This window comes from Vibrio sp. R78045, from assembly GCF_042466085.1.
Lineage (GTDB): Bacteria > Pseudomonadota > Gammaproteobacteria > Enterobacterales > Vibrionaceae > Vibrio > Vibrio cyclitrophicus.
This window is the reverse complement of sequence record NZ_JAXHBS010000018.1, coordinates 557461-581170: the sequence shown is the minus strand read 5'-3', so window position 1 is coordinate 581170 and position 23710 is coordinate 557461. Positions and strand designations below refer to the sequence as shown.

Below are 23710 nucleotides of genomic sequence, written 5' to 3'. Positions count from 1 at the left end.
ATGAAAGTACTTAAGGTAGTTGCAGGAATGTCGTGTTTGGCCTTACTTACAGCTTGTGAAGATAAGCAAGTTGTGGAAGTCAATAACACTCCTTTGGTTAAAGCTATTGAGATCTCAGTCATCGATTTTAGCGATAAACTCTACTTCCCCGCAGTCGCAAACGCTGCGGAGAAAGCTCATCTCAGTTTTCGAGTTGCAGGTGAAATCAATAAGCTCGATGTGAAAGAGGGTGAGCGGGTTAAAGCTGGAGATATTATTGCTGAGTTGGATCCTACCGACTACCAATTGGAGGTGGATAACACTCAAGCACGATACACAGTAATCAATAGCCAGTACCGACGTTCAAGTCCACTTGTTAAAAAAGGCCTATTGGCTAAGTCTCAGTTTGATGAAATTGCCGCTCAACGACAAATTGCTTACGCCGAACTTGAATTAGCAAAACTGCGCTTGTCGTTCACTAAGCTTCGCGCCCCAGTTGATGGAATTATCTCTCGAGTCAGTGTCGACCAATATGAAAACATTCAGGTTGGCCAACAAATCGTAAATATTCACAGCATTGAAGATGTCGAGGTGGTGATCCAGCTGCCCGATCAAATCTATGTGAATCAACCCAATGAAACATTGCTCTCGAATGTTGAAGCCGTAGTGAGAGTTCCAAGCGGTAACGAATACACCGCAGGTATTAAAGAGTTCACAACCGAACCGGACCCAAGTACGGGTACCTTTACAGTGACACTTGCTTTACCTATGCCAGAAGATGACTTGATTCTTGATGGTATGGCTGTGGAAGTGACTTCAAACGGGCGAGATATCGGCTTGGAATTGAAAGCTGGAGTTTTGATTCCAATTGAAGCTGTGTTTAATGCCGATGGCGATGAGTTAACGCGTCAAAACTCTTATGTTTGGGTACTCAATGACGACAACACCGTCTCGAAGCAGCAAGTTGTGTTAGGAAAAGCAAACCAGAAAACGTTGCAGATAATGAAAGGATTGGAAGTGGGGCAGCATGTCGTTGTTGCAGGCGTATCGCGATTGCGAGATGGGATGACAGTGGAAGTATTGTCTCAGGAGACGAACAATGAGTGAAGTAAATAACAAGCCCCAAAATGACGATCAACAGGGTGATGATCAGATCACAGGTGTTGCTTCTTACTTTATACGTAACAAAGTCATTAGCTGGATGCTGTCTCTGATCTTTCTTATTGGTGGTGTCTCTGCATTTTTTGGGTTAGGGCGTTTAGAAGACCCTGCTTTTACCATCAAAGATGCAATGGTCGTGACCTCTTACCCAGGGGCTACGCCTCAGCAAGTGGAAGAAGAAGTTACCTACCCATTAGAGAAAGCCATTCAACAGCTTACCTATGTAGACGAAGTGAACTCTATCTCTAGCCGTGGCCTATCTCAGGTAACGGTAACTATGAAGAATAACTATGGTCCAGATGATCTTCCGCAAATCTGGGATGAGCTTCGCCGAAAAGTGAATGATCTCAAGGTTGAACTGCCACCCGGCGTTAATGATCCTCAAGTCATCGATGACTTCGGTGACGTTTACGGTATTTTGCTTGCAGTGACGGGTGATGGTTACAGCTACAAAGAACTGTTGGATTACATTGATTACCTAAGAAGAGAACTCGAGTTGGTCGATGGGGTCAGTAAAGTTTCTGTTTCTGGTCAACAGCAAGAACAAGTCTTCATTGAGATATCGATGAAGCGGATAAGCTCCTTGGGGCTGTCGCCAACAACCGTGTTTAATCTTTTATCGACTCAGAACATCGTTTCTAGTGCTGGTGCGGTAAGGATTGGCGACGAATACATACGGATCCACCCAACGGGTGAGTTCCAAAACGTAGAACAACTTGGCGATTTGATTCTTACCGAAGGTGGCGCTCAAGGGCTTATCTACCTAAAAGATGTTGCTGATGTAACGCGTGGCTATGTTGAAGTACCGAGTAACATTATTGGTTACAACGGAAAACTTGCGCTTAACCTGGGTGTCTCCTTTGCTCAGGGAGTGAACGTGGTTGCGGTGGGGGAGGCTTTTGATAGACGACTTGCAGAACTGAAATATCAACAACCTGTCGGTATTGATATCTCAGAGGTTTATAACCAGCCAAAAGAAGTCGATAAATCGGTAAGTGGATTTGTGGTCAGCCTCGGACAAGCGGTTGCCATCGTAATTATTGTGTTGTTGTTCTTCATGGGGCTTCGCTCTGGTTTGTTGATCGGTTTGATACTGTTGTTGACCGTTTTTGGCACTTTCATTTTTATGCAGTATTTCAAAATCGATTTACAACGTATCTCGCTAGGCGCTCTGGTTATCGCCTTGGGGATGCTGGTGGATAATGCCATTGTGGTGGTGGAAGGGATATTGATCGGCACGCAGAAGGGGCGAACCCGGATGCAGGCCGCCACCGATATCGTTACCCAAACTAAATGGCCGCTGCTGGGTGCAACTGTTATTGCGGTCACCGCTTTTGCACCGATAGGCTTGTCTGAAGACTCAACAGGTGAATACTGTGGCACCTTGTTCACGGTTCTACTTATCTCGTTAATGCTGAGTTGGTTTACTGCTATCTCAATTACGCCGTTCTTTGCTGATATTTTCTTTAAAGGTCAAAAAATTGACCCAGATAGCGAAGGTAAGGACCCATACAACGGGATGGTTTTTGTTATCTATAAAAACTTCCTTGAGTTCTGTATGAAGCGCGCGTGGCTTACCATGTTTGTTCTGATTATTGGTTTAGGCGCGAGTGTTTATGGTTTTGGTTTTGTGAAACAGGCCTTCTTCCCATCTTCAACTACGCCAATGTTCCAAGTGGATGTGTGGATGCCAGAAGGTACCGATATTCGAGCAACCAACACCAAGCTTAAAGTGCTTGAAGGTTGGTTAGCGGAGCAGGATGAAGTCGAACATATCACGACGACGGCGGGTAAAGGCTTACAACGTTTCATGCTGACTTACTCTCCAGAAAAAAGTTATAGCGCATACGGTGAGATAACCGTTCGTGTGAAGAGTTATGAAGTGCTTGAGGGACTAATGCTGCGTTTTCGAGAACACGTAAACAGTCAGTTCCCTGAAATAGACTACAAGCTGAAACAAATTGAATTAGGTCCAGGTGGCGGTGCAAAAATTGAAGCAAGAATTGTAGGTTCTGATCCAACGGTACTGCGTTCAATTGCTGCGCAAGTTATGGATATCATGCGTGCTGATGACGGTGCGTTTAATATTCGTCACGATTGGCGTGAAAGAACCAAGGTGTTAGAGCCTCAGTTCAATGAAAGCCAAGCTCGCCGTTATGGTATTACCAAATCTGACGTTGATGATTTCCTAGCAATGTCTTTCTCTGGTAAATCGATTGGTGTGTACCGCGATGGTACTACGTTGATGCCTATCGTCGCGCGTTTACCGGAAGATGAGCGTATCGATATTCGTAACATTGAAGGCATGAAGATTTGGAGCCCAGCATTAAGTGAATACATCCCACTGCAACAAGTCACGCTAGGCTACGAGTTGGAATGGGAAGACCCACTGATCATTCGTAAGAACCGTAAGCGTATGCTAACGGTGATGGCCGACAATGACCTGTTGGGTGAAGAAACCGCTTCAACCCTGCAGAAGCGCTTACAGCCGCAAATTGAAGCGATTGAGATGCCACCGGGTTACTCACTTGAGTGGGGTGGTGAATATGAGTCATCTGCTGATGCACAGGCGTCACTTTTCACAACCATGCCTTTGGGTTACTTGTTCATGTTCTTGATTACTGTGTTCTTGTTTAACTCTGTAAAAGAACCATTAATTGTTTGGTTGACGGTTCCATTAGCACTAATTGGGGTAACGACAGGCTTATTAGCCTTGAATACACCATTTGGCTTTATGGCATTGCTAGGCTTCTTGAGTTTATCCGGGATGCTACTTAAGAACGGTATCGTATTACTTGATCAAATTGAGATTGAAATGAAGTCAGGTAAAGATCCGTACATAGCGGTTGTTGACGCGGCATTAAGCCGTGTTCGTCCGGTATGCATGGCCGCGATTACGACCATTTTAGGTATGATCCCGTTACTGCCTGATATCTTTTTCAAGCCAATGGCAGTAACCATTATGTTTGGTTTAGGCTTTGCGACTGTACTGACGCTAATCGTAGTACCTGTGTTGTATCGTCTATTCCATAAGATTGAAGTGGCTTAACGCTAGGGCGTGTTGACCAGCAAACGCTGCCCGAAGGGTTCGAGCTGGGCGGCCCGCAAAAAGCGTTTTACTCTTTGTTGAGGGATAATTTGCTTAGGATGAATAGGCTACTTCCCCCTCGCCTCGATTAAAAAGCTTTTATTTCGAACAAAATTTAACTACAAAAGGTCAGCGCGCCCTATTTAACCTTTGAAATAATGCTCCCAATTGGGGCACTATTTTTATATACGAATACAAATGAGAACTTTAAATGGAAACAAACACATCAGATAGAACCTGCGCATGGGCGCTTAAACACGAACTTGAGAGGGAATATCACGATGCTGAGTGGGGTGTACCTGTTTATGATGACCAAGTTTTGTTTGAGTTCATTACTTTAGAGGGAGCTCAGGCTGGCCTTAGTTGGATCACGATACTTAAAAAGCGCGAGGGTTATCGTGCCGCTTTTGACAATTATGACCTTAATAAGTTAGCTGCGTTGAATGAAGACAATGTGCCGAATATTATCGAACACTTCGATGTGGTTAAGCATAAGGGCAAGATTGCTTCGGTATACAACAATGCTCGTGCAACCCTTGAGCTTCAGAAAGAGTTTGGATCCCTATCCAATGCTTTATGGCAGTTTGTCGATAATAAGGTGATTAAAAATCAATGGACCGAGATGTCTCAAGTTCCCGCCTCTACAGAGCAATCCAAAGCGATGAGTAAGTTTTTAAAGAAGAGAGGGTTTAAATTTGTTGGTGAGACAATCTGTTACGCGTTTATGCAAGCAACAGGTATGGTCAATGATCATTTAGTCGGTTGCCCACACAAATAAAGTGTTATTTATTTCAGCGGAACAATCACTTAGAAATTGAAAAGTTCATAGCCATTTTTTCATCGCTCTGAGATCTTTAAGTGGATGTGCTTTAAGGTTCAATATTGGCTTTGAAAGCTTCTGGATTATGAAGGCTTCTGGACTATGAGCGGTTTGTATTATGAGCTGAAGTATCTGAATATGAGTAGATACATTTGTTTTTGAGTTATGCTTTAAACAGAAAAAGGCAGGAATATCCTGCCTTTTTTGCATATTAGACCTATCGTCTCAGATTAAATCAGAGCGCTATAACGTTCTAATCCCGCCTCTAGATCAGCAATCAGGTCATCAACATCTTCTAACCCAATATGAACACGTATCAAGGTACCTTCGAAATTAGGATTGGCAACAGTTCTCAAGCTGTCAAAACTGCTTGGTTCGTTAGCTAGAATCAAACTTTCAAATCCACCCCAAGAGTAACCCATACTAAAATGTGTCATTCCATCAAGTAACGCTGTCGTCGCTTTGATATTAGAGTTGTTTAGTACAAAAGAGAACAAGCCATTACCGCCAGTAAAATCTCGTTTGAAGAATTCATGGCCTGGGCAAGACTCAAGAGCAGGATGACGAACATGGTTAACTTCAGGACGAGTCTCTAACCATTTTGCGACCTTCAAGCTGCTTTCTGCGTGTTGGCGTAGACGCACATCAAGAGTACGAATGCCGCGAAGCCCTAAATAAGCATCATCAGGTGAGACACATTGCCCCATCAAGTAACTTTGCTCTCTTAGTTGATCCCAGCATTTCTCATTGGCGACTGCCGTACCTAGCATCACATCAGAGTGACCCACGATGTATTTGGTCGCTGCTTGAATCGAGATATCAACACCAAAATCAAACGGTGAGAAGTTCACGCCAGCCGCCCAAGTATTGTCTAGCATAACGATGATGTCATGTTCATGAGCGATACGTGCTAGTGTTGGAATATCCTGCACTTCCATGGTGACAGAGCCTGGAGACTCAGTAAACAGCACCTTAGTGTTTGGCTTGATAAGGTCTTGGATACCTTCACCAATCGTTGGCTCGTAGTAAGTTGTCTCTACCCCCATCTTTTTCATGATGGTGTCACAGAAATCACGAGTAGGTTCGTAGCAGGTGTCAACCATTAAAATATGATCACCTGTTTCTACAAAAGAGAGAATGGCATTCGAAATTGCTGCTGTACCACACGGGTACAGTGCACAACCCGCACCCCCTTCAACTTCAACCATGGCATCTTGGAAAGCGAAATGAGTGGTGGTTCCACGACGTCCGTAAAAAAGCGTCTTGTTAGCGCGATTAATCGTAGCTTTGCGCTTTTCTTCTACTGAGTTGAAAACGACAGTGGAAGCGCGTTGTACTGGTGGATTAACGACACCATTAGTCCACTTCTTATCACGACCTGCAGTGATGAGCTTAGTGGTTTTGTTCTCGGACATGCTGTGAATTCCTTATCAATCGGTTATGTCCTATTTAAAACATGCGAGTAGCCATCAAAGCAAGAGGGGAGAGAGAGTTTTTAACGTTTTCTTTTGCTTTTTAACTTTTCCTCGATTTGTGATGAAAAGTTAAAAAGCGATCGCAAAGATACTATTCGTTGCCAATGGTGGTCGGCGAGCGAGGAGTATTAAAGCAACGGGTTGAATAAATAGAACAGTCTCTCAAAGAAACGGTTACGTAAATTTCTCTGTTCCCACTGCTCTAATTCCACGGGATGAGATGATTCAATATAGGATTGCTGTAAATCAAACAATTGCTTGGTGAAGTGTACGTCGTCAACGGCAAGGGTTACTTCAAAGTTGAGCCACAAACTACGCATGTCGATATTGACGGTTCCGATCAAGCAAAACTCTTCATCGATCACTACTGATTTGGTGTGAAGAAGGCCGCCATAAAACTCGTAAATTTTCACGCCAGCTTCAAGTAGTTCTGTATAAAAGGCGCGAGATGCCCATTTAACCATTAGTGAATCGTTATTGTGTGGAATGATCAGTTCTACAGTTACGCCGCGTTGAGCTGTCATCTTAAGTGTTTCGAGTAAGTCAGCACTTGGCACAAAATAAGGTGTAGTAATACGTACAGAATGATTCGCTTGATTGATGGCGATGGTCAGTACTTGTAAGATCAAATATTCAGGCATGCCAGGGCCAGACGGCACTACTTGAACCGGATGATGTGTCATGATTTCTTCAACTGGGCATTCAGGTATATCAGGGAGAATGCGTTCACCAGTCTCAACTTCCCAATCCCAGCCATGAATAGCGGATAACACATTAACGGTTGGCCCAGTCACTCTGACCATTACATCAATCCACTGACCAACGCCGGAACTTTGTTTGAAGTGAGCAGGATCGACCATGTTCATTGAACCCGTATAGGCGATAGTCTCGTCAATCACAATGATTTTGCGGTGTTGTCTTAAATCTAGGCGACGTAAAAAAATACGCCATGGGCTCACTTCTAGTGCTTGTACGACTTGAACGCCTGCGTCCTTCATCATTGACTGCCAGTGGCTTTTGAAAAAGCGAGGGCTACCGGCTGAGTCAAGTAGGACCTTAACATCTACACCACGTTTGGCTGCTCGAATAAGAGCTGAAGCTACGGAATCGGTCAGGCCACCAGGGTGCCAAATGTAGAAAACCATCTTGATGCTGGTCTGGGCGTTTTCTATATCTTCGATAATGGCGTGTAGGATCTCATTGGGTGAAGATTGCAGTGAAAGTGTGTTTCCACTAAGCGCAGGAATACCCATTCTGTTATTACAGAGTTCATCGATTTTGTGGATAGGGGATCCCACTTTGCCGGGAAGATGCAGTTGGCAATCATTTAATTGGCGGAACCAATCACCAAAGGGAGTAAACATACGATGTGCGCGCTCAGCCCTTTTTCGGCCTAGGTTTAGCTCACCAAAAAGGAAGTAACAAGCTACGCCAACAATCGGGATAATGTAGATAACCATTAGCCAAGCAAGAGAAACGCTGACAGAGCGTCGTTTTAGTACAACACGAAACGTCACACCGGCTACGAGAACCCAGTACAAAACAACAGAGGCCAAAGTTAAAAAATGATAAAGCTTATCCACATTGAATACTCGAAAAAAGAGACACTTAGATAGTAATGCTATTTAACGGATATGGGAATTTAAGGAATCAACTATTTACAAAATAGAGCAAAAGCTGTAAATAGGTTAAAGTTGTTAAGTTTTGGTTAACTTAAGAAGAAAACGATTGTTTTGTATGAAAAGTCGGCATTTAACCATAAAAATTTACATCTTTAACGAAATTTGTACGGTATGCACTTCCAATTTTATTCTTAAACTGGTTTACTTGCTAGACAACGAGCGTCAATCAAATCTTTTAGGTGTGTAAATTTATTTATACACCTTCCTTTTAAAGACGCCACCCAAAGCAAAACACAACATCACATAACACAAAAGTTTGGAGTACACGTGGCTACTAGTAATACAACCACAACACCCCGCGATACCTGGGGTTCGAAGTTAGGATTCGTAATGGCTGCAGCAGGTTCTGCTGTTGGCTTAGGTAACATTTGGAAATTCCCATACACAGCAGGTGAAAGTGGCGGTGGTGCATTCGTTGCCATTTACCTGTTTTTTGTAATTTTTATTGGTTTCAGTGTCATGCTGACTGAATTTGCGATTGGCCGTCATACGCAAAAATCAGCAGTAGGTGCATTTAAAACAACTGACCGTCGTTGGACGTTCGCTGGCGTTATCGGCGTATTCAGTGGTCTACTTATCATGGGTTTCTACCCAGTAGTAGGCGGTTGGTCAATCGCATACATCGGTAAAATTGCAGGTGGTCTTCTAGACGCACCAGAAGCAATTGGTGATAGCTTTGGTGGCTTTATCTCAAACCCAGTTCAACCACTAATGTGGATGGGCTTATACCTACTACTTAACGTTGTTATCGTTATGAAAGGTATCTCTGGTGGTATTGAGAAAGCAGGTAAGATCCTGATGCCGCTTCTTTTCATTATCCTTATTGTAGTATCAATCAAAGGCATTATGCTTCCGGGCGCGATGGCTGGTCTTGAGTTCCTATTCAGTCCTGACTTCTCTAAAGTAGACAGCAATGTAATCCTAGCCGCGCTAGGTCAAGCATTCTTCTCTCTAAGTCTTGGTATGGGTTGTATGATGACATACGGTTCTTACCTTAAGAAGAAAGAGAACCTAGTTCAGACAACAGCAATGGTAACCGCAATGGATACTGGTGTTGCTATTCTAGCTGGTGTTGCAATGTTCCCTGCAATGTTCGCATTCGGTATGGAACCTGCAGCGGGCCCTGGTTTAGTATTCGTTGTTGTTCCTCAGCTATTCGCTGAAATGGGCGGCGTAATCGGTCTTCTATTTGCTCTTATGTTCTTCGTTGGTTTGAGTGTTGCGGCACTAACATCTTCAGTATCTCTACTTGAAGTTGTGGTTTCTTACCTAATCGATGAGAAAGGCATGAAGCGTGTAACAGCGGTACTGTCTGCAAGTGTTGTAATGGCGATTCTATGTATCTTCGCTTCTCTATCACTTGGCGGCTTCGGTCCAACACTGTTTGATACTGGCGCGTTCGACATTTTCGACCTACTAACGGATAAGATTTTCCTAGCGGTTGGCGGTATGTTGGTATGTATCTTCGCTGGTTGGAGACTAAACCGTGCAGACCTAGAGAAAGAAATCACTAACGACGGTGAAGTCTCTTTCCCACTATTTGGTCTATGGTACACACTAGTTAAGTACATCATCCCTGTAGCTATCGCAATCGTTGCGTTCATGGGTATCTCTTCTGGCTTCGATAGCGGTAAAGGTGCAATCATGCTACTAGGTATTGGTATCATTGCTGGTTTTGCGCTGATTTCTAAGAAGTTCTAATCGCAAGATAAAGTAATTTGATAAACGGGAGCTCATTAGCTCCCGTTTTTTTATGTCTGGAACTTAATTATCTAAGAAAAATAATTATTAAAGGTATCCGTCTGATAGCCGATATAAATGGAACGAATAGCTGTTAGAGCTATATTTTGATTTAGGTAGGTGTTGTTTGAAATTGTCAGTGAGAAAGAAACTGTATGCCGGTTTTGGCTCTATATTGGCGGTGCTTGTCACGTTAGTCGGTATTGTATGGATGGAAGTGATTGGCGCTCATAAGAGCGCCGATGAGATTAGATTAGATGATGTACCGGGTACCGTTACCTACCTTGTTTTGATCGATGAAGCTGGAGATGTCTATCGAGATGCTCTGGGTGCAATCACTCTGGTCGATAATGCACTCAATGATTATCGAACCAACAAGAACGAATTTACTCAAGCAATCGAACAAGCAAAACGTTTGGAGAGTCGAGGATCTGAAGACCATCGCCGTATTCAGAGAATAGAAGAGCTGATGGGACGTTTTACTCATGAGTTTGAATCGAAACTCGTACCTAAGATCAATAATGAGGCTGCGCTGTTATCCAATATCCAACAGCTTAGAGCCTTGTATGAAAAGAACCTTATCCCCATTGAAAACTTACTTGATCAGGCATCGGCAAGTGAGCGTGCAGATACGGAACAATCACTGCTTACCTTGACGGATTCGTTTACCACTATTGAACAAACCATCATGTTACTGTCTGCCTTTGCGATGGTATTTGGTGGTGTGATTGCATTTGTATTGTCTAGTTCGATTACCAACCGCTTAACTCGCGTTGAACAAGTGGCACGACGCGTAGCAAATGGCGACCTTACTACTGGGGATATTGTTGATGAGTCAGGTGATGAGTTAGCCGACCTAGCTAAGTCAATTAATCAGATGCAGAAATCGCTGGTTGACCTTCTAGGTTCTATCTCTTCGGTGACTCACCAAGTCCAATCAGTGACAGGCGAGTTGTCGTCAATTAGCCAAGACATCGTTTCTGGCGCATCTGCTCAAGCGGACAAAGCAAACCTGATAGCGACAGCGGCTGAAGAACTAAGCTTAACTATTTCTGAGGTAGCACAGCAGGGCACTTCGACTTATGAAGAAGCACGTCGTTCAGAAACTTCGGCTGAAGATGGCCGTAATGTCATCGTCGAAATGGTTGCGAGTATCGAGCAAGTGTCGGCTCAAATGAGTGATATGTCGGTGCAAATGAATACGCTCGGTTCACATGGTGAGCAGATTGGTAGCGTTATTAAAGTGATTGAGGACATTGCTGGGCAAACCAACTTATTAGCTCTGAATGCTGCGATTGAGGCTGCGCGTGCTGGCGAGTTTGGGCGTGGGTTTGCTGTAGTTGCTGATGAAGTGAGAGCGTTGGCAGAGAGAACAACCAAAGCGACACAAGAAGTGTCGGGCATTATTCAATCAATTCAATCTGGTACGCAAGAAGCCGTTACTTACACGCAGGATAACTGTCGGTTAGTTGAGATTGGCGTAGAGAAAAGTTCAGGTGCGGTTTCAGCATTGGAAGCGATTGTTAGCGGCGCTGGTAACGTACAAAGCATGGTCAACTCTATTGCTACTGCAGCAGAAGAGCAGACAGCTGTAACCAAAGAAATTGCAGCGGACATTACGGCAATCAGTGATATATCTGAGCAATCCTTGCAGCTAGCGACGCGCAGTTCTGAAAACACTTCAGGCCTGAACGCTAAGGTTGCTGAGCTCGAAGCATTAGTCGGTAAGTTTAAACTGGCTTAGCGGTTAGTACGTGTTGGATAGAGATTAAAGATTCATCACCTAAACAGTCAGACGAAAAATGAGCCCAATTATTCAATGTTTATTGAGTCGATTGGGCTTTTTCCTAGCTGGAATCTGGGTTCAGACGCGGTATACTCCCCGTTCTACAATGGAGCTAGCCTTTACATGTTCGATATCCTTCTGAACCATCCTGATTTTTTACTTATTAACAAGCATCCTGGCGTCAGCGTTCATAAAGACGATGGCGATACCATGTTGCTTCAAGAAGTTGTTAAAGCGATTAATGAGCCTAAGTTATATCTTGTACATCGCCTTGATAAAATGACTTCAGGTATTCTACTGCTAGCAAAGAATGCTTCGGCAGCAAGCGAGCTTTCGCAGTTGTTCGCAAAGCGTGAGGTTGAGAAATATTACCTTGCGATTGGTTCTAAAAAGCCAAAGAAAAAGCAGGGTTTGATTTCAGGTGATATGGAACGTTCAAGACGTTCTAGTTGGAAGCTTCTGACATCCAAAGACAACCCAGCGATTACCCAGTTTTTATCGGCAACGGCAGAACCCGGCGAGCGTTTGCTATTATGTAAGCCCTATACAGGAAGGACGCATCAGATCCGTGTCGCGATGAAGTCGATCGGCTCCGCTATTGTTGGTGACCCTATTTATAATCCATCGAGTGAGGCTGACAGAGGCTATCTGCACGCTTTCGCGATTCGATTTACCTATCAATCCCAAGCCTATGAATATGTCTGTGACCCGAGGAACCTTGATTCCTTGGGTGAGAAGTGGCATCAAGAAACCGTGTCTAATGGTTTAGACAGTTGGCTTGAACCTTGGTCATTAACTTGGCCGAAGCTAAATACTAAGTGAGTGAAATAATGGAAGCATCAGCTTTACCTCTGTTTTTTAGTCATATTGAACAGCAACTTAATGAAGTGCCGAATGAGCTACGCCGTATTTTTCACGGTCGTGGTAAGTTTTGGCCGGGCCTAGAACAACTGACATGTGACTGGGTTGATGGGCAGTTATTGGTTAACGTATTCAAAGAGGTGGATGACGAATTCTTATCATCGCTTAAAGCTGGATTGGTTGATCTGACTAATAAAGACATCTGGCAAGCAAAACAGGGCACAAGTATTGTTCTGCAACACCGTTATGCCGATGGCGCGCCTTCAGAGGTTTTATGGGGCGAACTCAATGACTCACCCGTTGTGGTTGAGCACGGTCTTAAGTATCAATTAGACATTGGCCGTAATCAGAACTTCGGTCTGTTCCTAGACATGCGTAATGGTCGTCAGTGGGTACAAGATAATGCCAAGGATAAGAATGTTCTTAACCTGTTCGCATACACTTGTGGTTTCTCTGTCGCGGCTATCGCTGGTGGCGCTCGTCAATGCATGAACGTGGATATGTCTCGTGGCTCGTTGAATAAAGGTCGTGATAACCACCGTCTGAATGAGCACGATATGCGATCGGTTAACTTCCTTGGCTACGATATATTTAAGTCGTGGGGGAAAATCAAGAAGGGCGGCCCATATGAGCTAGTGATCATCGATCCGCCATCTTTCCAGAAAGGCAGTTTTGCTTTAACCAAAGATTACAAAAAGATCCTACGTCGTTTGCCTGAACTTCTAACGGAAGGTGGAGAAGTGATTGCTTGTGTTAACTCACCAGCAGTATCACCCAACTTCTTGATTGAAACGATGGTAGAAGAAGCGCCAAGCGTTGAGTTTATTGAACGTTTAGACAACCCGCCTGAGTTTGTCGATGTCGACCTTGATTCAAGCCTGAAGGTATTGAGGTTTAAAATCACGGCTTCAGCTGAAGCTTGATGTCATGATTTAGTGGGCATTATCCATACTAATATAGAAAACGCCGCTCACAATGAGCGGCGTTTTTATAGGTGCAAGAAACTAACTCATTTATTAACTAGCTTGGTTTTTTAGTGTGTGAAAACCAAAATAAATACGCATGAACGTCGTTAGCCAACACGCTGCGCCAAAAATATAGGCAATAACGGCAAAGTGCTGAGGAAAAATACAAAACACAATAAAACAAGCGATAGTTTCTGTGCCTTCGGTTAGCCCAGACATGTAGTACAGAGACTTATGTTTGTAGACTGGGTTCTCGATACCGCGTTTGCCTGCCATCACTGCAAACGCTAAGAAACTACTGCCTGTGCCGATAAATGAAAAGATCAAAAACGCGCCTGCAATGGCATTGTGTTCTGGGTTGGCAACAACAAAGCCAAAAGGGATGAGTGAATAGAATAAAAAGTCCAAGCTGATATCGAGAAAGCCACCAGCATCACTAATTCCTTGGATTCGAGCCAAAGCCCCATCCAGTCCGTCGCAAACTCTATTCAATACAATGAAGCCCAAAGCCCAATCGTATTGTTGTAATGCAAGCGCAGGAAAAGCTAAACAGCCAACCAAAAAGCCAAACAAGGTCGTTTGGTTTGCTGTGATGCCTACTTGATTCAATAGCTTAGCTGATTGGTTAAGTGGCCACTTGATGATCTTGATGGAATACTTATCTAGCATGATGACTCCTCCACGGCCAAGAAAGTACTTGGGCTCCTTTTGGTACATCGGTTTCGTCGTGCGTCACCATCAACGTTGGTATATTGGCTTTGCTGAGTTGCTCAAACACCCAATCGCGAAACTGTGCTCTCAACTCCTGATCTAGCTTACTGAACGGTTCGTCAAGCAGAGCTAGTTTTGGCTTAGCTAATAGCATACGAGCTAAGCTTACTCTTGCCCTTTGGCCCCCTGATATTTGGTCAGGGAACGATTCAGCTAAGTGTGTCAGTTCAATATCCTGGAGTGCTTTCATCGCTTGATTTTGACGAGCCGAGCCCCTAATTGAATTTGGAAGTGAGAATGCTAAGTTTTCCCATACCTTGAGGTGAGGGAACAATAAATCGTCTTGAAATAATATCCCAACCTTACGTTGATGTGAGGGGATGTTATCAAGGTGAATGTCGTTTAAAACAACACTCCCGGTATACGAAAACTCGCCATTGAGATGTCCAGCGATGGCATCTAATAAGGTCGATTTTCCACAGCCACTAGGCCCCATCAAAGCCAATACTTGGCCTGATTCTAGCGTTACGTTTAGCGCTGAAAATAGCGAATCGCCTCCTTTTTTATGGATGGCGAGGTCGTTGAGATACAGACTCATTGGTGAGAAAACCTTTAAAAGTAAGACGGCGATATCTAAGTTGAAGTCGACTGACAACTATCGCTAAAGAGAAAAAGAACAGAGGTAATAGAGCCTGCCAGATGGCATAAATAGCGGTTACCCTGCGGTCGAAGCCACTGGTAAGTGCGACAGCTTCTGTAGTAATGGTGCTAATTCTGCCAGCGCCCAACATTAATGTTGGTAAGTACTGAGCCAAACTCACACTGATTCCAACTGCCCATGCAAAAGCAATAGCAGGGAGCAGGATTGGTAGCTTGATTGAGCACCAACTCTGAAATGGTGATTTTCCTAGGCTGAGTGAGGCTTTTATCAAGCCATCATTGAAGCTTTTCCATGGGCCATCCAAAGATAAATAAACAAACGGGAAGGCAAAGAAAACATGAGCCCAAATCACCCACAGCTCGTAAGCACTACTGCCAATATAGAGTGTTGTCACCTGTAGTCCGAATAACACTGAAAGCTGAGGGATTAACATTGGGATCGCGATAATAAAACCTGGCACTTGCCATCTGTGCCTGATTCGATATTCATGAGCAACCAACGCTAGCAATAATGCAACTGACGCTGAAGCAAGAGCAATCCATAAGCTTTGTCCGACGGTACTTAAGATACCGTCCCACTCATACTCCCAAAATTTTAGGCTATATCGGCTTGGCAATAAGTCTGGAAAACGCCAGCGTTGAGCTATGCTCCATATAATCATTAACGGGATAATGAGTAACGATAATGCAGCAAGAATCGTGAAGACTGTTTTTCCTGGTAAGTTAATTCCTGTGCGACCAGAAAACTGCCAAAACTTGAACTGTTTTAGCAATGACCACTCAATCAGTCGTGCTGTGGCAATGATAAGTGACGCCAAAACAAACAAGACAATAGCACCAGCCGCAGCGCGTGGTAATAAGCTCAGATCTGGGTCGTTAAACCACTGCCATACTAATACTGCAAAAGTTGGGGGATTGGTTGGCCCGAGAATCAGTGCAATGTCGACAACCGATAAACTATAAGCGAGTACCGCCAGCATTGGGAAGCGAAGCTTGGTAAACCACTGTGGGAAAATAACCTTCCACCAAATTTGAGAACGACTGTAGCCCAATGAAGCACTGACTTTAGTAATGCGTTCAACATCGATCTGTTGAAGTATCGATAAGCTCATTAGCAATAAAAATGGAATTTCTTTTATTGCGAGCATAATGATCAGCCCGAATGCATAAGGGTCTTTGACCAATAATGCAAGCTCAGAACTGTTGCCAGCTTCTCCGACTAATTGATGTAAAGCTCTGGCGCCAAGGCCGGTAGGGCTAAACAAAAAAGCAAACCCGATTGCAAAAGCAACATGCGGAATAGCGAGCATTGGGGACAACGTTAGCTCAATTTTTTTCCAAAAAGGCTTTCCCCAGGTTGCTTGGATAATACAAAAAGTGAGAAAGCAGGCGATGTAACTGCTCGCAAAAGCAGAAGATAAACTCAGAGCAATAGAGTGCCAAACGCCTTCCCATTGAAAGACTTGTTCAAAACCGTTGAGCGAAGGTTCCACTAGACCCAAGGGCGGGATAAAGCTTAGTGATGAAGCAACCACTCCCGCAACCCCAGGGATCGTTGGGATTATGCACACTGCTATAACAACAAAATATAGGGCGTGTAGCATCAAATTTAGTTACCGTATCGCTTAAGCCACTCTTTCTCGAGTGCAGCTTGCCAACTAGGGTGAGGTTCATCAACCGATTTGAATTGCTGAGTATTTTTAGCGCTGCCAGTTAAGTATTTACTACTTAATACTGAAGGGTCACCCCAAATATTCAGGTCACCTTTACGTGATTGTGCTTCTGGGCTGAGTAAGAAGTTGATGGCTACTTGTGCACCTGCAGAAGAGTTGGCATTCCAAGGGATCGCTAAGAAGTGAATGTTTGAGAGTGCGCCACTCTCTAGCGCATAAGCTTTGGTGCTTTCTGCCAGTTTTCCGCTAGATTGCGCAGAGAACACAGCATTTGGATTGAACGTGATCGCAAGGTCGATCTGCCCGTCATCAAGCAGTTGAATGCTCTCTGATGTACCAGCCGGGAACTGTTTGCCACCACGCCAAGCGACTTTATGGAATTTATCTAAGTAAGCCCATAGTGGAGCGGTAACGGATTGAAAATCGTCTTCTGAAACCGGTTTAGATAGTGCTGGGTTATTGTTGGTCAACTCAATGAGTAGAGATTTGATAAAGCTAGTACCGTGAAACTCAGGTGGTCGAGGGTAACTTAGGCGATTAGGAAAAGCTTGAGCGTAACTCAACATTTCCGAAAATGACTGAGGAGGGTTGTGTAGCGTCTCTTGATCATGGATGAAAACCAGTTGCCCTACACCCCAAGGTGCTTCTAGACCTTCGGTTGGTTCAGAGAAGTCGACATCAATTGGTAGAGATTTATCAACGTACTGCCAGTTTGGAAGTGATTGAGTAAACGGCCCAAAGAGTAGACTATTGTCTTTCATTGAGCGGAAATTTTCACCGTTGATCCAAACAATATCAACACTGCCTTCACTGTTTTTTCCTGCTGCTTTTTCAGCAATCAAACGCGTGGTTGTTTCTGCGATATCGGTTACTTTTACGTGCTTTAAAGTGACACCATACTCATTTTGTAACTGCTTGCCTGCCCACTGTATGTAACGATTGATCTCTTGGCTACCGCCCCAAGCGTGAAAGTAAACAGTTTGTCCTTCTGCTTGCTGTTCAATTTGGTTCCAATTATCTGTTGATGTTACTTCATCAGCATAAATAGTTGCACTGTATGCAACAGTTGCCATGATTCCTAACGTACTTACTATCTTGTTCATAAACTTTTCCATTTGGTAGTGAACGGGCAAGAGCTTTGCTATTTCGAATTCCCTAACAGTTATTCTATCTGTTTCTGAAATAATTTCTAATTCAACAGTGAATTAGAGGCTTCTGCCATCCTAACAACAGACCGTTAAACCAGTGAATTAATTGCACCTAAATGAGAGATTTTTAATGTTTATTGGACGTGAGTACGAAAATTCGATGAGAAGTAAAGTTTTGGTGAAGAAAAGGGCGATTTTAAGCAATAAAAAAGGAGCCGATAAGGCTCCTTTGATCAATGTCTGGTATCGACAGTATATTGTTAATCGAGGCTAGTTTACCCAATCACGAATGGTGTACGTTAGCGTATGCACGTCGTTTTTCAATACTAGTGTGTCTTTTGTTAGGGTTACGTCACTCCACTCGCTAAGAGTCGCTGAAACCGACTGTTCGATTTCCATTGCAGAGCCGTGACACATCTTCATTGTCATGCCCATTTGCTTAATACGGAACTGGCCGTCTTTCAGCTCGCCTTGGCCAAAGAAGTTGTTACAGCCAGCGATGCCGTTCGCAGTCATCTTTTCACCGATTTCCAGGCGAGGAGTCGCTTGGTTTTCGCTTTTCTCAATGTCCTTGCCATCAATTTGAGCAAGTTCCCAGTTATGGTGCTGTAGATCGGTTGGTGTTACTTGCATCGCGTTATCACCTGTTGTTGTGCATGCTGCTAGCAACATAGGTAAAGCGGCTACTGCTAGTAATTTTTTTGAACTAAACTTCATATTAAAAGGCTCCAAAAGAAAAAACGAAGTTACTGAAAAAGGTGTAACTTGATGGGTTCAAAGTATAGTTTACAAAACACTATATGTGTCAGTATAAGGTCATAGTTTAGTATGAATTTTATGAGCGAGGCGACAAATTAATCGCTTACTTTTTAATTAGTAAGCTTAACTTTTATTGTTTCAGGAAGTGAGGAGACATGGTGGAGCAGTTAGAGTTTTTTCAAGTTCCAAGCCCTTGCGTTGGGGTGTGTTCAAGCGATGATAAAGGTTATTGCAATGGTTGCATGCGCAAAAGAGAGGAGCGCTTTAACTGGATGGCGATGACGCCGTCTGAGCAGTTGCACGTTATTAAGTTATGTCGTCAGCGTTATAGAAGAAAAATAATGAAGCAAAAGAACTTAATCGATAGCAAAACTAACCTAGTTGGTAATAAAAATAATACACAGGGTGAGCAAGTTAACGAAGAGGGAAGTACCACTCCTCAAAGAGAACTTTTCGGCTAATGTGGAACTATCAATATTTTATTTAACTCCAAAGCAACTATTACTTTACATAATGGTTGGCGTGTAATATTAAGGTAGGTACCTTTGTACCAGAAGGAGTGATGTCGGTATGAATAAAAAGCACGCAAAACTCAAAAAGAAACCAATCAAAGCATTGGATCGAAAACCTATTGGGGCGAAAGATGACCCTGAACAAAGCGCGCGTGATTGGCATTCAATGACCGAAGAAGAAAGAATGGAAATCCTTTCACATCTTTCAGACATGCCTTTTCAATAACATCACAGATTCTTCAGAACCTCTTCGACAGATTAAAATCGCCTAAAGGCTAAACATGGCTAAACATGGCTAATAGGTAAACTTATACAAACATGTGATTCGCTTTCTTTACACCACGATGATAAGTACAGAATGTATCATCGGCATCGGTGGTTTTACTGTGAATTTTGATGTTTGTGATGACTTCGACAGCACCGGCATCGTAACAAGCTTGTTCAGCCTTTTTAATTATATCGAGTAGTTGGTTGAGTTCACCTTTCATCGTGGTTTCCATCGCGCCGATTTGGAAAGGAACATCCGCTGCCTTAACCACTTCAAGTGCCTTATCAACCACTTCGAAATTGTTGCCTTCTTTAACGCGAGGAATCACTTGGAAGGCAACCATCACTTGTTTTTCTCTTTTTAACTCAGACACTTTCTGCTTACTCAATGAGGGGGAATTGTTGCAGATGATAGGTTAATGCGGAGATAAATTCTACAGCGACAAATCTAGTTCATTTGTTGGGTGCTCTTATTGATCAGCTAACCTAATAACATGGGTTTGCCTAATGACACTGCTATTTGCTACCCCAATGATCACTAACCCAACCACCAATATGCTCATCAAAATGACTGCCACTGAATCTGTGGTTACGTTCTACAGAAGTATCACACTCATCTTTGTTATCTATCAGGTTTTGTATGTAGTTTGCCATCGGGTCATTCGAACGTTGACGATCTCGGCGAGTAGCCACTTCCTTAATCAGTTGTAATCGGTATGTAGAGCTTGCACGTTTCATTTCGATGACCTCCCGGTTTTTAGACACTAGTAGAAAAATCTAGTTGCCAAATATAGGGGCGTCAACGTGATCAGAAAGTATTTTTTTTGAGCAACCAAGAATCAATACGTTGGCATCATAATTCACAAAAGTGTCACTTAAAATGGCGCGCAGAGGTGCATTATTCTTCAATAAAAATGCTTATCTCTTCCTAAAATATTTATTGCTCAAGCTCAACAGCGAACGTAAAAACGCCCAGAAAAATTTGGGCGCTTATGGGAGGATTCAATTTAGAACAAGGAACTATTTAGTGTGATTTGGCTTGCTCTTAAATTGCTTCACACTTTTTTTCTTTGCGGTTCTGCGGTTGGCCATTTTGTCTTTGGGCGGGCGCTTACGAGCGGTTGCTTCTGACGCTGGCTTGTCTGTGACAGGGAACCCTTCCAGTGATTGTAACGATAACGGTTTATTGGTCAGAGAACGAATCGCGTTTAAACATTCATTCTCACTGTGACTAACAAGAGATATTGCGACTCCAGCACTTCCTGCTCTTGCTGTTCGTCCAACACGATGTACATAAGTTGCCGAGTGTGCAGGTAAATCAAAGTTGATCACGACCGGCAGTTGCTCGATATGAATACCTCTAGCCATCACATCGGTCGCAATGAGAACTCGTGTTTCACCATTCTTGAAACTCTCTAGTGCTAAGGTACGTTCTTCTTGGTTCTTGTTTCCATGCAGTGCACAGACACTGATTTTTGCTTTGTTTAAACGTTTGGTTAGTGCGTCAGCGTTATCTTTTGCTCCGATAAACACCAAAACCTGTGACCAATCGTTCTGATTAAGTAGAGCAAGGAGCGCTTGAGCTTTACTGCCTTTGTTCACGAGATAGAGCGTTTCATCAATGGCAGAGACAACGCTATTCTCTTGGTGTGCCGCAATTTTTACTGGATGACTGAGAAGTGCTTCCGCTTGGCTAACCAGTTCTTGGGGAAGCGTAGCTGAAAACAGCGATGATTGACGTTTCACTGGAAGAGCATCAGTAATGCTTTGAATATCGGGCCAGAAACCCATATCGAGCAAACGGTCTGCTTCATCAAGCACCAAAGATACGCAGCGAGCTAACTCAAGCTCCCCAGTTTGGATCACAGCGAGTAAGCGGCCAGGCGTAGCAATAGCAAGTTGCGGTTTCTCTGATAACAGCTGTTGCTGATTATCTATGTTGACACCACCGCTTAATGTGATGGTTTTAATTGAGAGTTCTGTTGCAATGGGTTCAAGAGCTTCAGCCACTTGTGATGCGAGTTCACGAGTTGGAACTATGATGATGGCTTGCAGTTCATTCAAGTCGATATTGATGTTGTTCAATAAAGGTAAGCCGAACGCCAACGTTTTTCCACTGCCCGTCTGCGCGAGCGCAAGAACATCTTGGCCTGCGACAATCTTGGGTACGGTCGCTTGCTGTATCTCAGTCGGTGTATTGAATCGAGAAGGAATGGCTGCGACAGTTTTTGCGTTAAGGGTTAGTTTATCAAACGACATAAATGAACCAGGTATCAAAGTGGATGTGGAGTCTAACAGGGCTGTAAAAGTTAGAGAATGAGTTTTGCTATCTTCGTGACAAACTTTTCGAGTATAAGTGTGAAAAACGTTCAGGATATTTTATGAGTAATGATTTAGGTTTGGATTTTTGTTTAGATATGATGTTCCGCTCGTAGTATATGACCGACATCTCAGTTTTTGCAGAGTTTTAGGTAATACCAAGCTCCCAGCTCAAATTACTTAAAGTATTCGTTCATTAAGTCGATATAATTACTAGATATTAATGCAATGAATACATCAATTTTAAAGCGTTAACTGAAACTAATCGATAGCTTATTACTGATCAATCAAAAGAGACAGGAGTCACTGATGTGTGAAGAATCGTTCACCCAGAAACGCCAATATTATCGTTTAAAGTACCCTAAAAGGGCACGTCCGGTGATGCGAATTAAGGATGAGCTTTTTCATGTCAGTGAGGTTTCTGAAAAGGGTGTGCGTCTAATGATGCAAAACGTCATTCCTGTTTACCGCGGCTTTTCAATGGCGGGAACGTTAAGACTACACGACAACAATAGTGTTGATATTAGTGGGGCTGTGTTGCGACAAGAGGGCGATGAAGTGATTGTTCAATTGTCTCAAGGCCCAAGCTTCAAAGATATGGTGTCAGAACAAAGGCATATTCGGCAGAGATACCCGGTCTTCTTTGCTAACTTGAGAGTGGCCTAAGCTAATTAGTAGATTAGTAGATTAGTAGATTAGTAGATTAGACAAGTAGATAAGAAATCAAAAAGCCCGGCGCATCTGAATGCACCGGGCTTTGTCGTTTTTGTATAGCAATATCTTTACGCAGCACTTCTAACCAAAATCGCAAAAAATATGTCTTTGGTTAGGTTAGCGTGACGTCAATTAGAGTTTGCCTGCTGTCGCCCAAACTGCCGCTAGCATGTCGTGACCGAATGCAACGCTACGCTCTGGAGACCAACCGTAAAGTTCATCAGCGTGGCTGATGTGGTCTTTAAATGGCATCTCCACTGTATAAGCCAAACACTTGAACTGTTCGCTTATCCAGTTTGTGCCCACTGTCATATTCGCTTTTCCTGGTTCGTCTTTATCGTAACCAAATTCATCTTGGAATTCGGGAGTGATAGTCAGAAGGGCTTGCTTGAAGTGGTTCTCTAGTTTTTCAATGCGCTCACTGTATGACGGCGTACCTTCGCTACCCGCAACAAAGTTATATGGGATTGCTTCGTCGCCGTGAATGTCTAGACACATGTCAACGCCAGTTTCTAGCATACGCTCACGCACAAGGAAAACTTCAGGACTACGTTCTAGAGATGGCGATTGCCATTCACGGTTAAGGTTAACGCCAATCGCGTTGGTACGCAGGTGACCACGGATACTGCCATCTGGGTTCATGTTCGGTACAACGTGGAAAACAACGTTATCTAGAAGAGAACGACCTACTGTGTCTGTTTCATCAAGTAAACGTTGCAACAAGCCTTCGATCAGCCATTCAGCCATAGTCTCGCCCGGGTGTTGGCGACCAATAACCCAGATGTTTTTCTTCTCTTCACTTGGCTCACCAATGGTTAGCAAAGTGATGTCATTGTTGTCTAGCGTGTGACCCAGCGTTTCTAACTTACAAGCCGGGTGCGTTTGAGCACTGTGCAGGAGATCTTGGTGACGATCATATGAGTAAGGCGCGAAATAGGCGAAGTACATTGAATCGTGTTCAGGAATGATATCAAAGCTTAGTGTATCGCCATCGAACTGAGATGGAACACGGAACCACTCTTCACGATCATAAGATGCAACAACATCGTAATCTTTCCAGCCTTCAGGATAGGCTGATGTTGCCAATTGGCCGATTTCAAAGTGGTGAGCTTGTTGATCTTCACTTTCTAAACGGAAGTGAAACCATTGAGAGATTTCAGTCTGGTTGTCTGCTGGGATCGTCAGTTGAATGTTTTGTGGTGAATCTGCTGAAACGACGTGAATGTTGCCGCTTTCGAAATTGCTGAAAATTTTCATTGTAGTTTTTATCTCGTAGTTGAGTTGCCGTAAGACTAGCACACTTTTTTTCGAGCAAACCACTAGCGAGATCGCAATGAGATGTTATTTCAATTATCTATTTCTTATTATCTACCTTTGAGTTTTCTGACTT

Annotated in this window: 22 protein-coding genes; 10 read left to right on the top strand and 12 right to left on the bottom strand. The window is 43.5% G+C overall.

The genetic code is table 11. The features are described 5' to 3' along the window. The 3 genes from SJY39_RS24355 to SJY39_RS24345 all read left to right on the top strand — a co-directional run bounded on the left by SJY39_RS24355 (position 1) and on the right by SJY39_RS24345 (position 5006). Entirely contained in the window at positions 1 to 1086 is a 1086-nt protein-coding gene (locus tag SJY39_RS24355; RefSeq protein ID WP_016790798.1) for an efflux RND transporter periplasmic adaptor subunit, read from the top strand. Continuing rightward, entirely contained in the window at positions 1079 to 4189 is a 3111-nt protein-coding gene (locus tag SJY39_RS24350) for an efflux RND transporter permease subunit (RefSeq protein ID WP_010440101.1), read from the top strand. The genes SJY39_RS24355 and SJY39_RS24350 overlap by 8 nt, the downstream gene beginning before the upstream one ends. Positions 4190 to 4439: 250 nt before the next feature. Next, on the top strand, positions 4440 to 5006 hold the full coding sequence (locus SJY39_RS24345; protein WP_010440106.1) for a DNA-3-methyladenine glycosylase I: 567 nt from the start codon (positions 4440 to 4442) through the stop codon (positions 5004 to 5006). Positions 5007 to 5051: 45 nt separating this feature from the next. On the opposite strand, the gene SJY39_RS24340 is transcribed toward SJY39_RS24345, so the two are convergent. From SJY39_RS24340 to cls, 3 genes are all read right to left on the bottom strand, one after another. Further along, positions 5052 to 5258 carry a hypothetical protein gene (locus tag SJY39_RS24340; RefSeq protein WP_016784622.1) on the bottom strand — a complete coding sequence of 69 codons (207 nt, stop codon included), beginning with the start codon at positions 5256 to 5258 and terminating at the stop codon, positions 5052 to 5054. 20 nt (positions 5259 to 5278) lie between these two features. Further along, positions 5279 to 6463: a cystathionine beta-lyase gene (locus SJY39_RS24335; protein ID WP_010440111.1), complete on the bottom strand. Its 1185-nt coding sequence runs from the start codon at positions 6461 to 6463 to the stop codon at positions 5279 to 5281. 188 nt (positions 6464 to 6651) lie between these two features. Continuing rightward, positions 6652 to 8106, bottom strand: coding sequence for a cardiolipin synthase (gene cls, locus SJY39_RS24330; protein WP_016768581.1), 1455 nt, complete (start codon positions 8104 to 8106; stop codon positions 6652 to 6654). Between the two features lie 366 nt (positions 8107 to 8472). On the opposite strand from cls, the gene SJY39_RS24325 reads away from it, so the two are divergent. The 4 genes from SJY39_RS24325 to SJY39_RS24310 all read left to right on the top strand — a co-directional run bounded on the left by SJY39_RS24325 (position 8473) and on the right by SJY39_RS24310 (position 13515). Continuing rightward, positions 8473 to 9906, top strand: coding sequence for a sodium-dependent transporter (locus tag SJY39_RS24325; RefSeq protein WP_050543975.1), 1434 nt, complete (start codon positions 8473 to 8475; stop codon positions 9904 to 9906). Positions 9907 to 10072: 166 nt separating this feature from the next. Then, complete coding sequence (locus SJY39_RS24320) at positions 10073 to 11689, top strand: methyl-accepting chemotaxis protein (protein ID WP_016788787.1); 1617 nt, start codon at positions 10073 to 10075, stop codon at positions 11687 to 11689. Positions 11690 to 11854: 165 nt separating this feature from the next. Then, a complete protein-coding gene (locus SJY39_RS24315) occupies positions 11855 to 12553 on the top strand; it encodes a TIGR01621 family pseudouridine synthase (protein ID WP_010440123.1) in 699 nt (232 codons plus the stop codon). 8 nt (positions 12554 to 12561) lie between these two features. After that, a complete protein-coding gene (locus SJY39_RS24310) occupies positions 12562 to 13515 on the top strand; it encodes a class I SAM-dependent methyltransferase (RefSeq protein ID WP_016793117.1) in 954 nt (317 codons plus the stop codon). A gap of 93 nt (positions 13516 to 13608) precedes the next feature. On the opposite strand, the gene SJY39_RS24305 is transcribed toward SJY39_RS24310, so the two are convergent. The 5 genes from SJY39_RS24305 to SJY39_RS24285 form a co-directional block, all read right to left on the bottom strand. After that, positions 13609 to 14226 (bottom strand): CDP-alcohol phosphatidyltransferase family protein, encoded by a 618-nt coding sequence (locus SJY39_RS24305; protein ID WP_016793118.1) that lies wholly within the window; start codon positions 14224 to 14226, stop codon positions 13609 to 13611. Further along, positions 14216 to 14866 carry an ATP-binding cassette domain-containing protein gene (locus SJY39_RS24300; protein ID WP_016786262.1) on the bottom strand — a complete coding sequence of 217 codons (651 nt, stop codon included), beginning with the start codon at positions 14864 to 14866 and terminating at the stop codon, positions 14216 to 14218. The genes SJY39_RS24305 and SJY39_RS24300 overlap by 11 nt, the downstream gene beginning before the upstream one ends. Continuing rightward, positions 14832 to 16532: an ABC transporter permease gene (locus tag SJY39_RS24295; protein ID WP_016768589.1), complete on the bottom strand. Its 1701-nt coding sequence runs from the start codon at positions 16530 to 16532 to the stop codon at positions 14832 to 14834. Before SJY39_RS24295 ends, SJY39_RS24300 begins: the two co-directional genes overlap by 35 nt. Before the next feature lie 5 nt (positions 16533 to 16537). Next, on the bottom strand, positions 16538 to 17704 hold the full coding sequence (locus SJY39_RS24290; RefSeq protein ID WP_010440144.1) for an ABC transporter substrate-binding protein: 1167 nt from the start codon (positions 17702 to 17704) through the stop codon (positions 16538 to 16540). Positions 17705 to 18019: 315 nt separating this feature from the next. Next, positions 18020 to 18466, bottom strand: a complete 447-nt coding sequence (locus tag SJY39_RS24285) for an META domain-containing protein (RefSeq protein WP_010440148.1) — start codon at positions 18464 to 18466, stop codon at positions 18020 to 18022. Positions 18467 to 18663: 197 nt separating this feature from the next. Between SJY39_RS24285 and SJY39_RS24280 the strand changes: the two genes are divergently transcribed. Beyond that, positions 18664 to 18969, top strand: a complete 306-nt coding sequence (locus SJY39_RS24280) for a DUF1289 domain-containing protein (RefSeq protein WP_010440151.1) — start codon at positions 18664 to 18666, stop codon at positions 18967 to 18969. Between the two features lie 109 nt (positions 18970 to 19078). Then, positions 19079 to 19246 carry a hypothetical protein gene (locus SJY39_RS24275; RefSeq protein ID WP_010440154.1) on the top strand — a complete coding sequence of 56 codons (168 nt, stop codon included), beginning with the start codon at positions 19079 to 19081 and terminating at the stop codon, positions 19244 to 19246. Between the two features lie 82 nt (positions 19247 to 19328). Here the strand turns inward: SJY39_RS24275 and SJY39_RS24270 are convergent, their stop codons facing one another. From SJY39_RS24270 to SJY39_RS24260, 3 genes are all read right to left on the bottom strand, one after another. After that, positions 19329 to 19631, bottom strand: a complete 303-nt coding sequence (locus tag SJY39_RS24270; RefSeq protein ID WP_010440156.1) for a thiamine-binding protein — start codon at positions 19629 to 19631, stop codon at positions 19329 to 19331. 172 nt (positions 19632 to 19803) lie between these two features. Further along, positions 19804 to 20025, bottom strand: a complete 222-nt coding sequence (locus SJY39_RS24265) for a hypothetical protein (protein ID WP_010440159.1) — start codon at positions 20023 to 20025, stop codon at positions 19804 to 19806. 282 nt (positions 20026 to 20307) lie between these two features. Continuing rightward, positions 20308 to 21546 (bottom strand): DEAD/DEAH box helicase, encoded by a 1239-nt coding sequence (locus SJY39_RS24260; RefSeq protein WP_016768594.1) that lies wholly within the window; start codon positions 21544 to 21546, stop codon positions 20308 to 20310. Between the two features lie 369 nt (positions 21547 to 21915). Here SJY39_RS24260 and SJY39_RS24255 point away from each other — a divergent pair, with 369 nt between their 5' ends. Continuing rightward, complete coding sequence (locus SJY39_RS24255; protein ID WP_010440166.1) at positions 21916 to 22272, top strand: hypothetical protein; 357 nt, start codon at positions 21916 to 21918, stop codon at positions 22270 to 22272. A gap of 180 nt (positions 22273 to 22452) precedes the next feature. Here the strand turns inward: SJY39_RS24255 and SJY39_RS24250 are convergent, their stop codons facing one another. Next, positions 22453 to 23577 carry a M14-type cytosolic carboxypeptidase gene (locus SJY39_RS24250; RefSeq protein ID WP_010440171.1) on the bottom strand — a complete coding sequence of 375 codons (1125 nt, stop codon included), beginning with the start codon at positions 23575 to 23577 and terminating at the stop codon, positions 22453 to 22455. Positions 23578 to 23710: the final 133 nt, after the last annotated feature.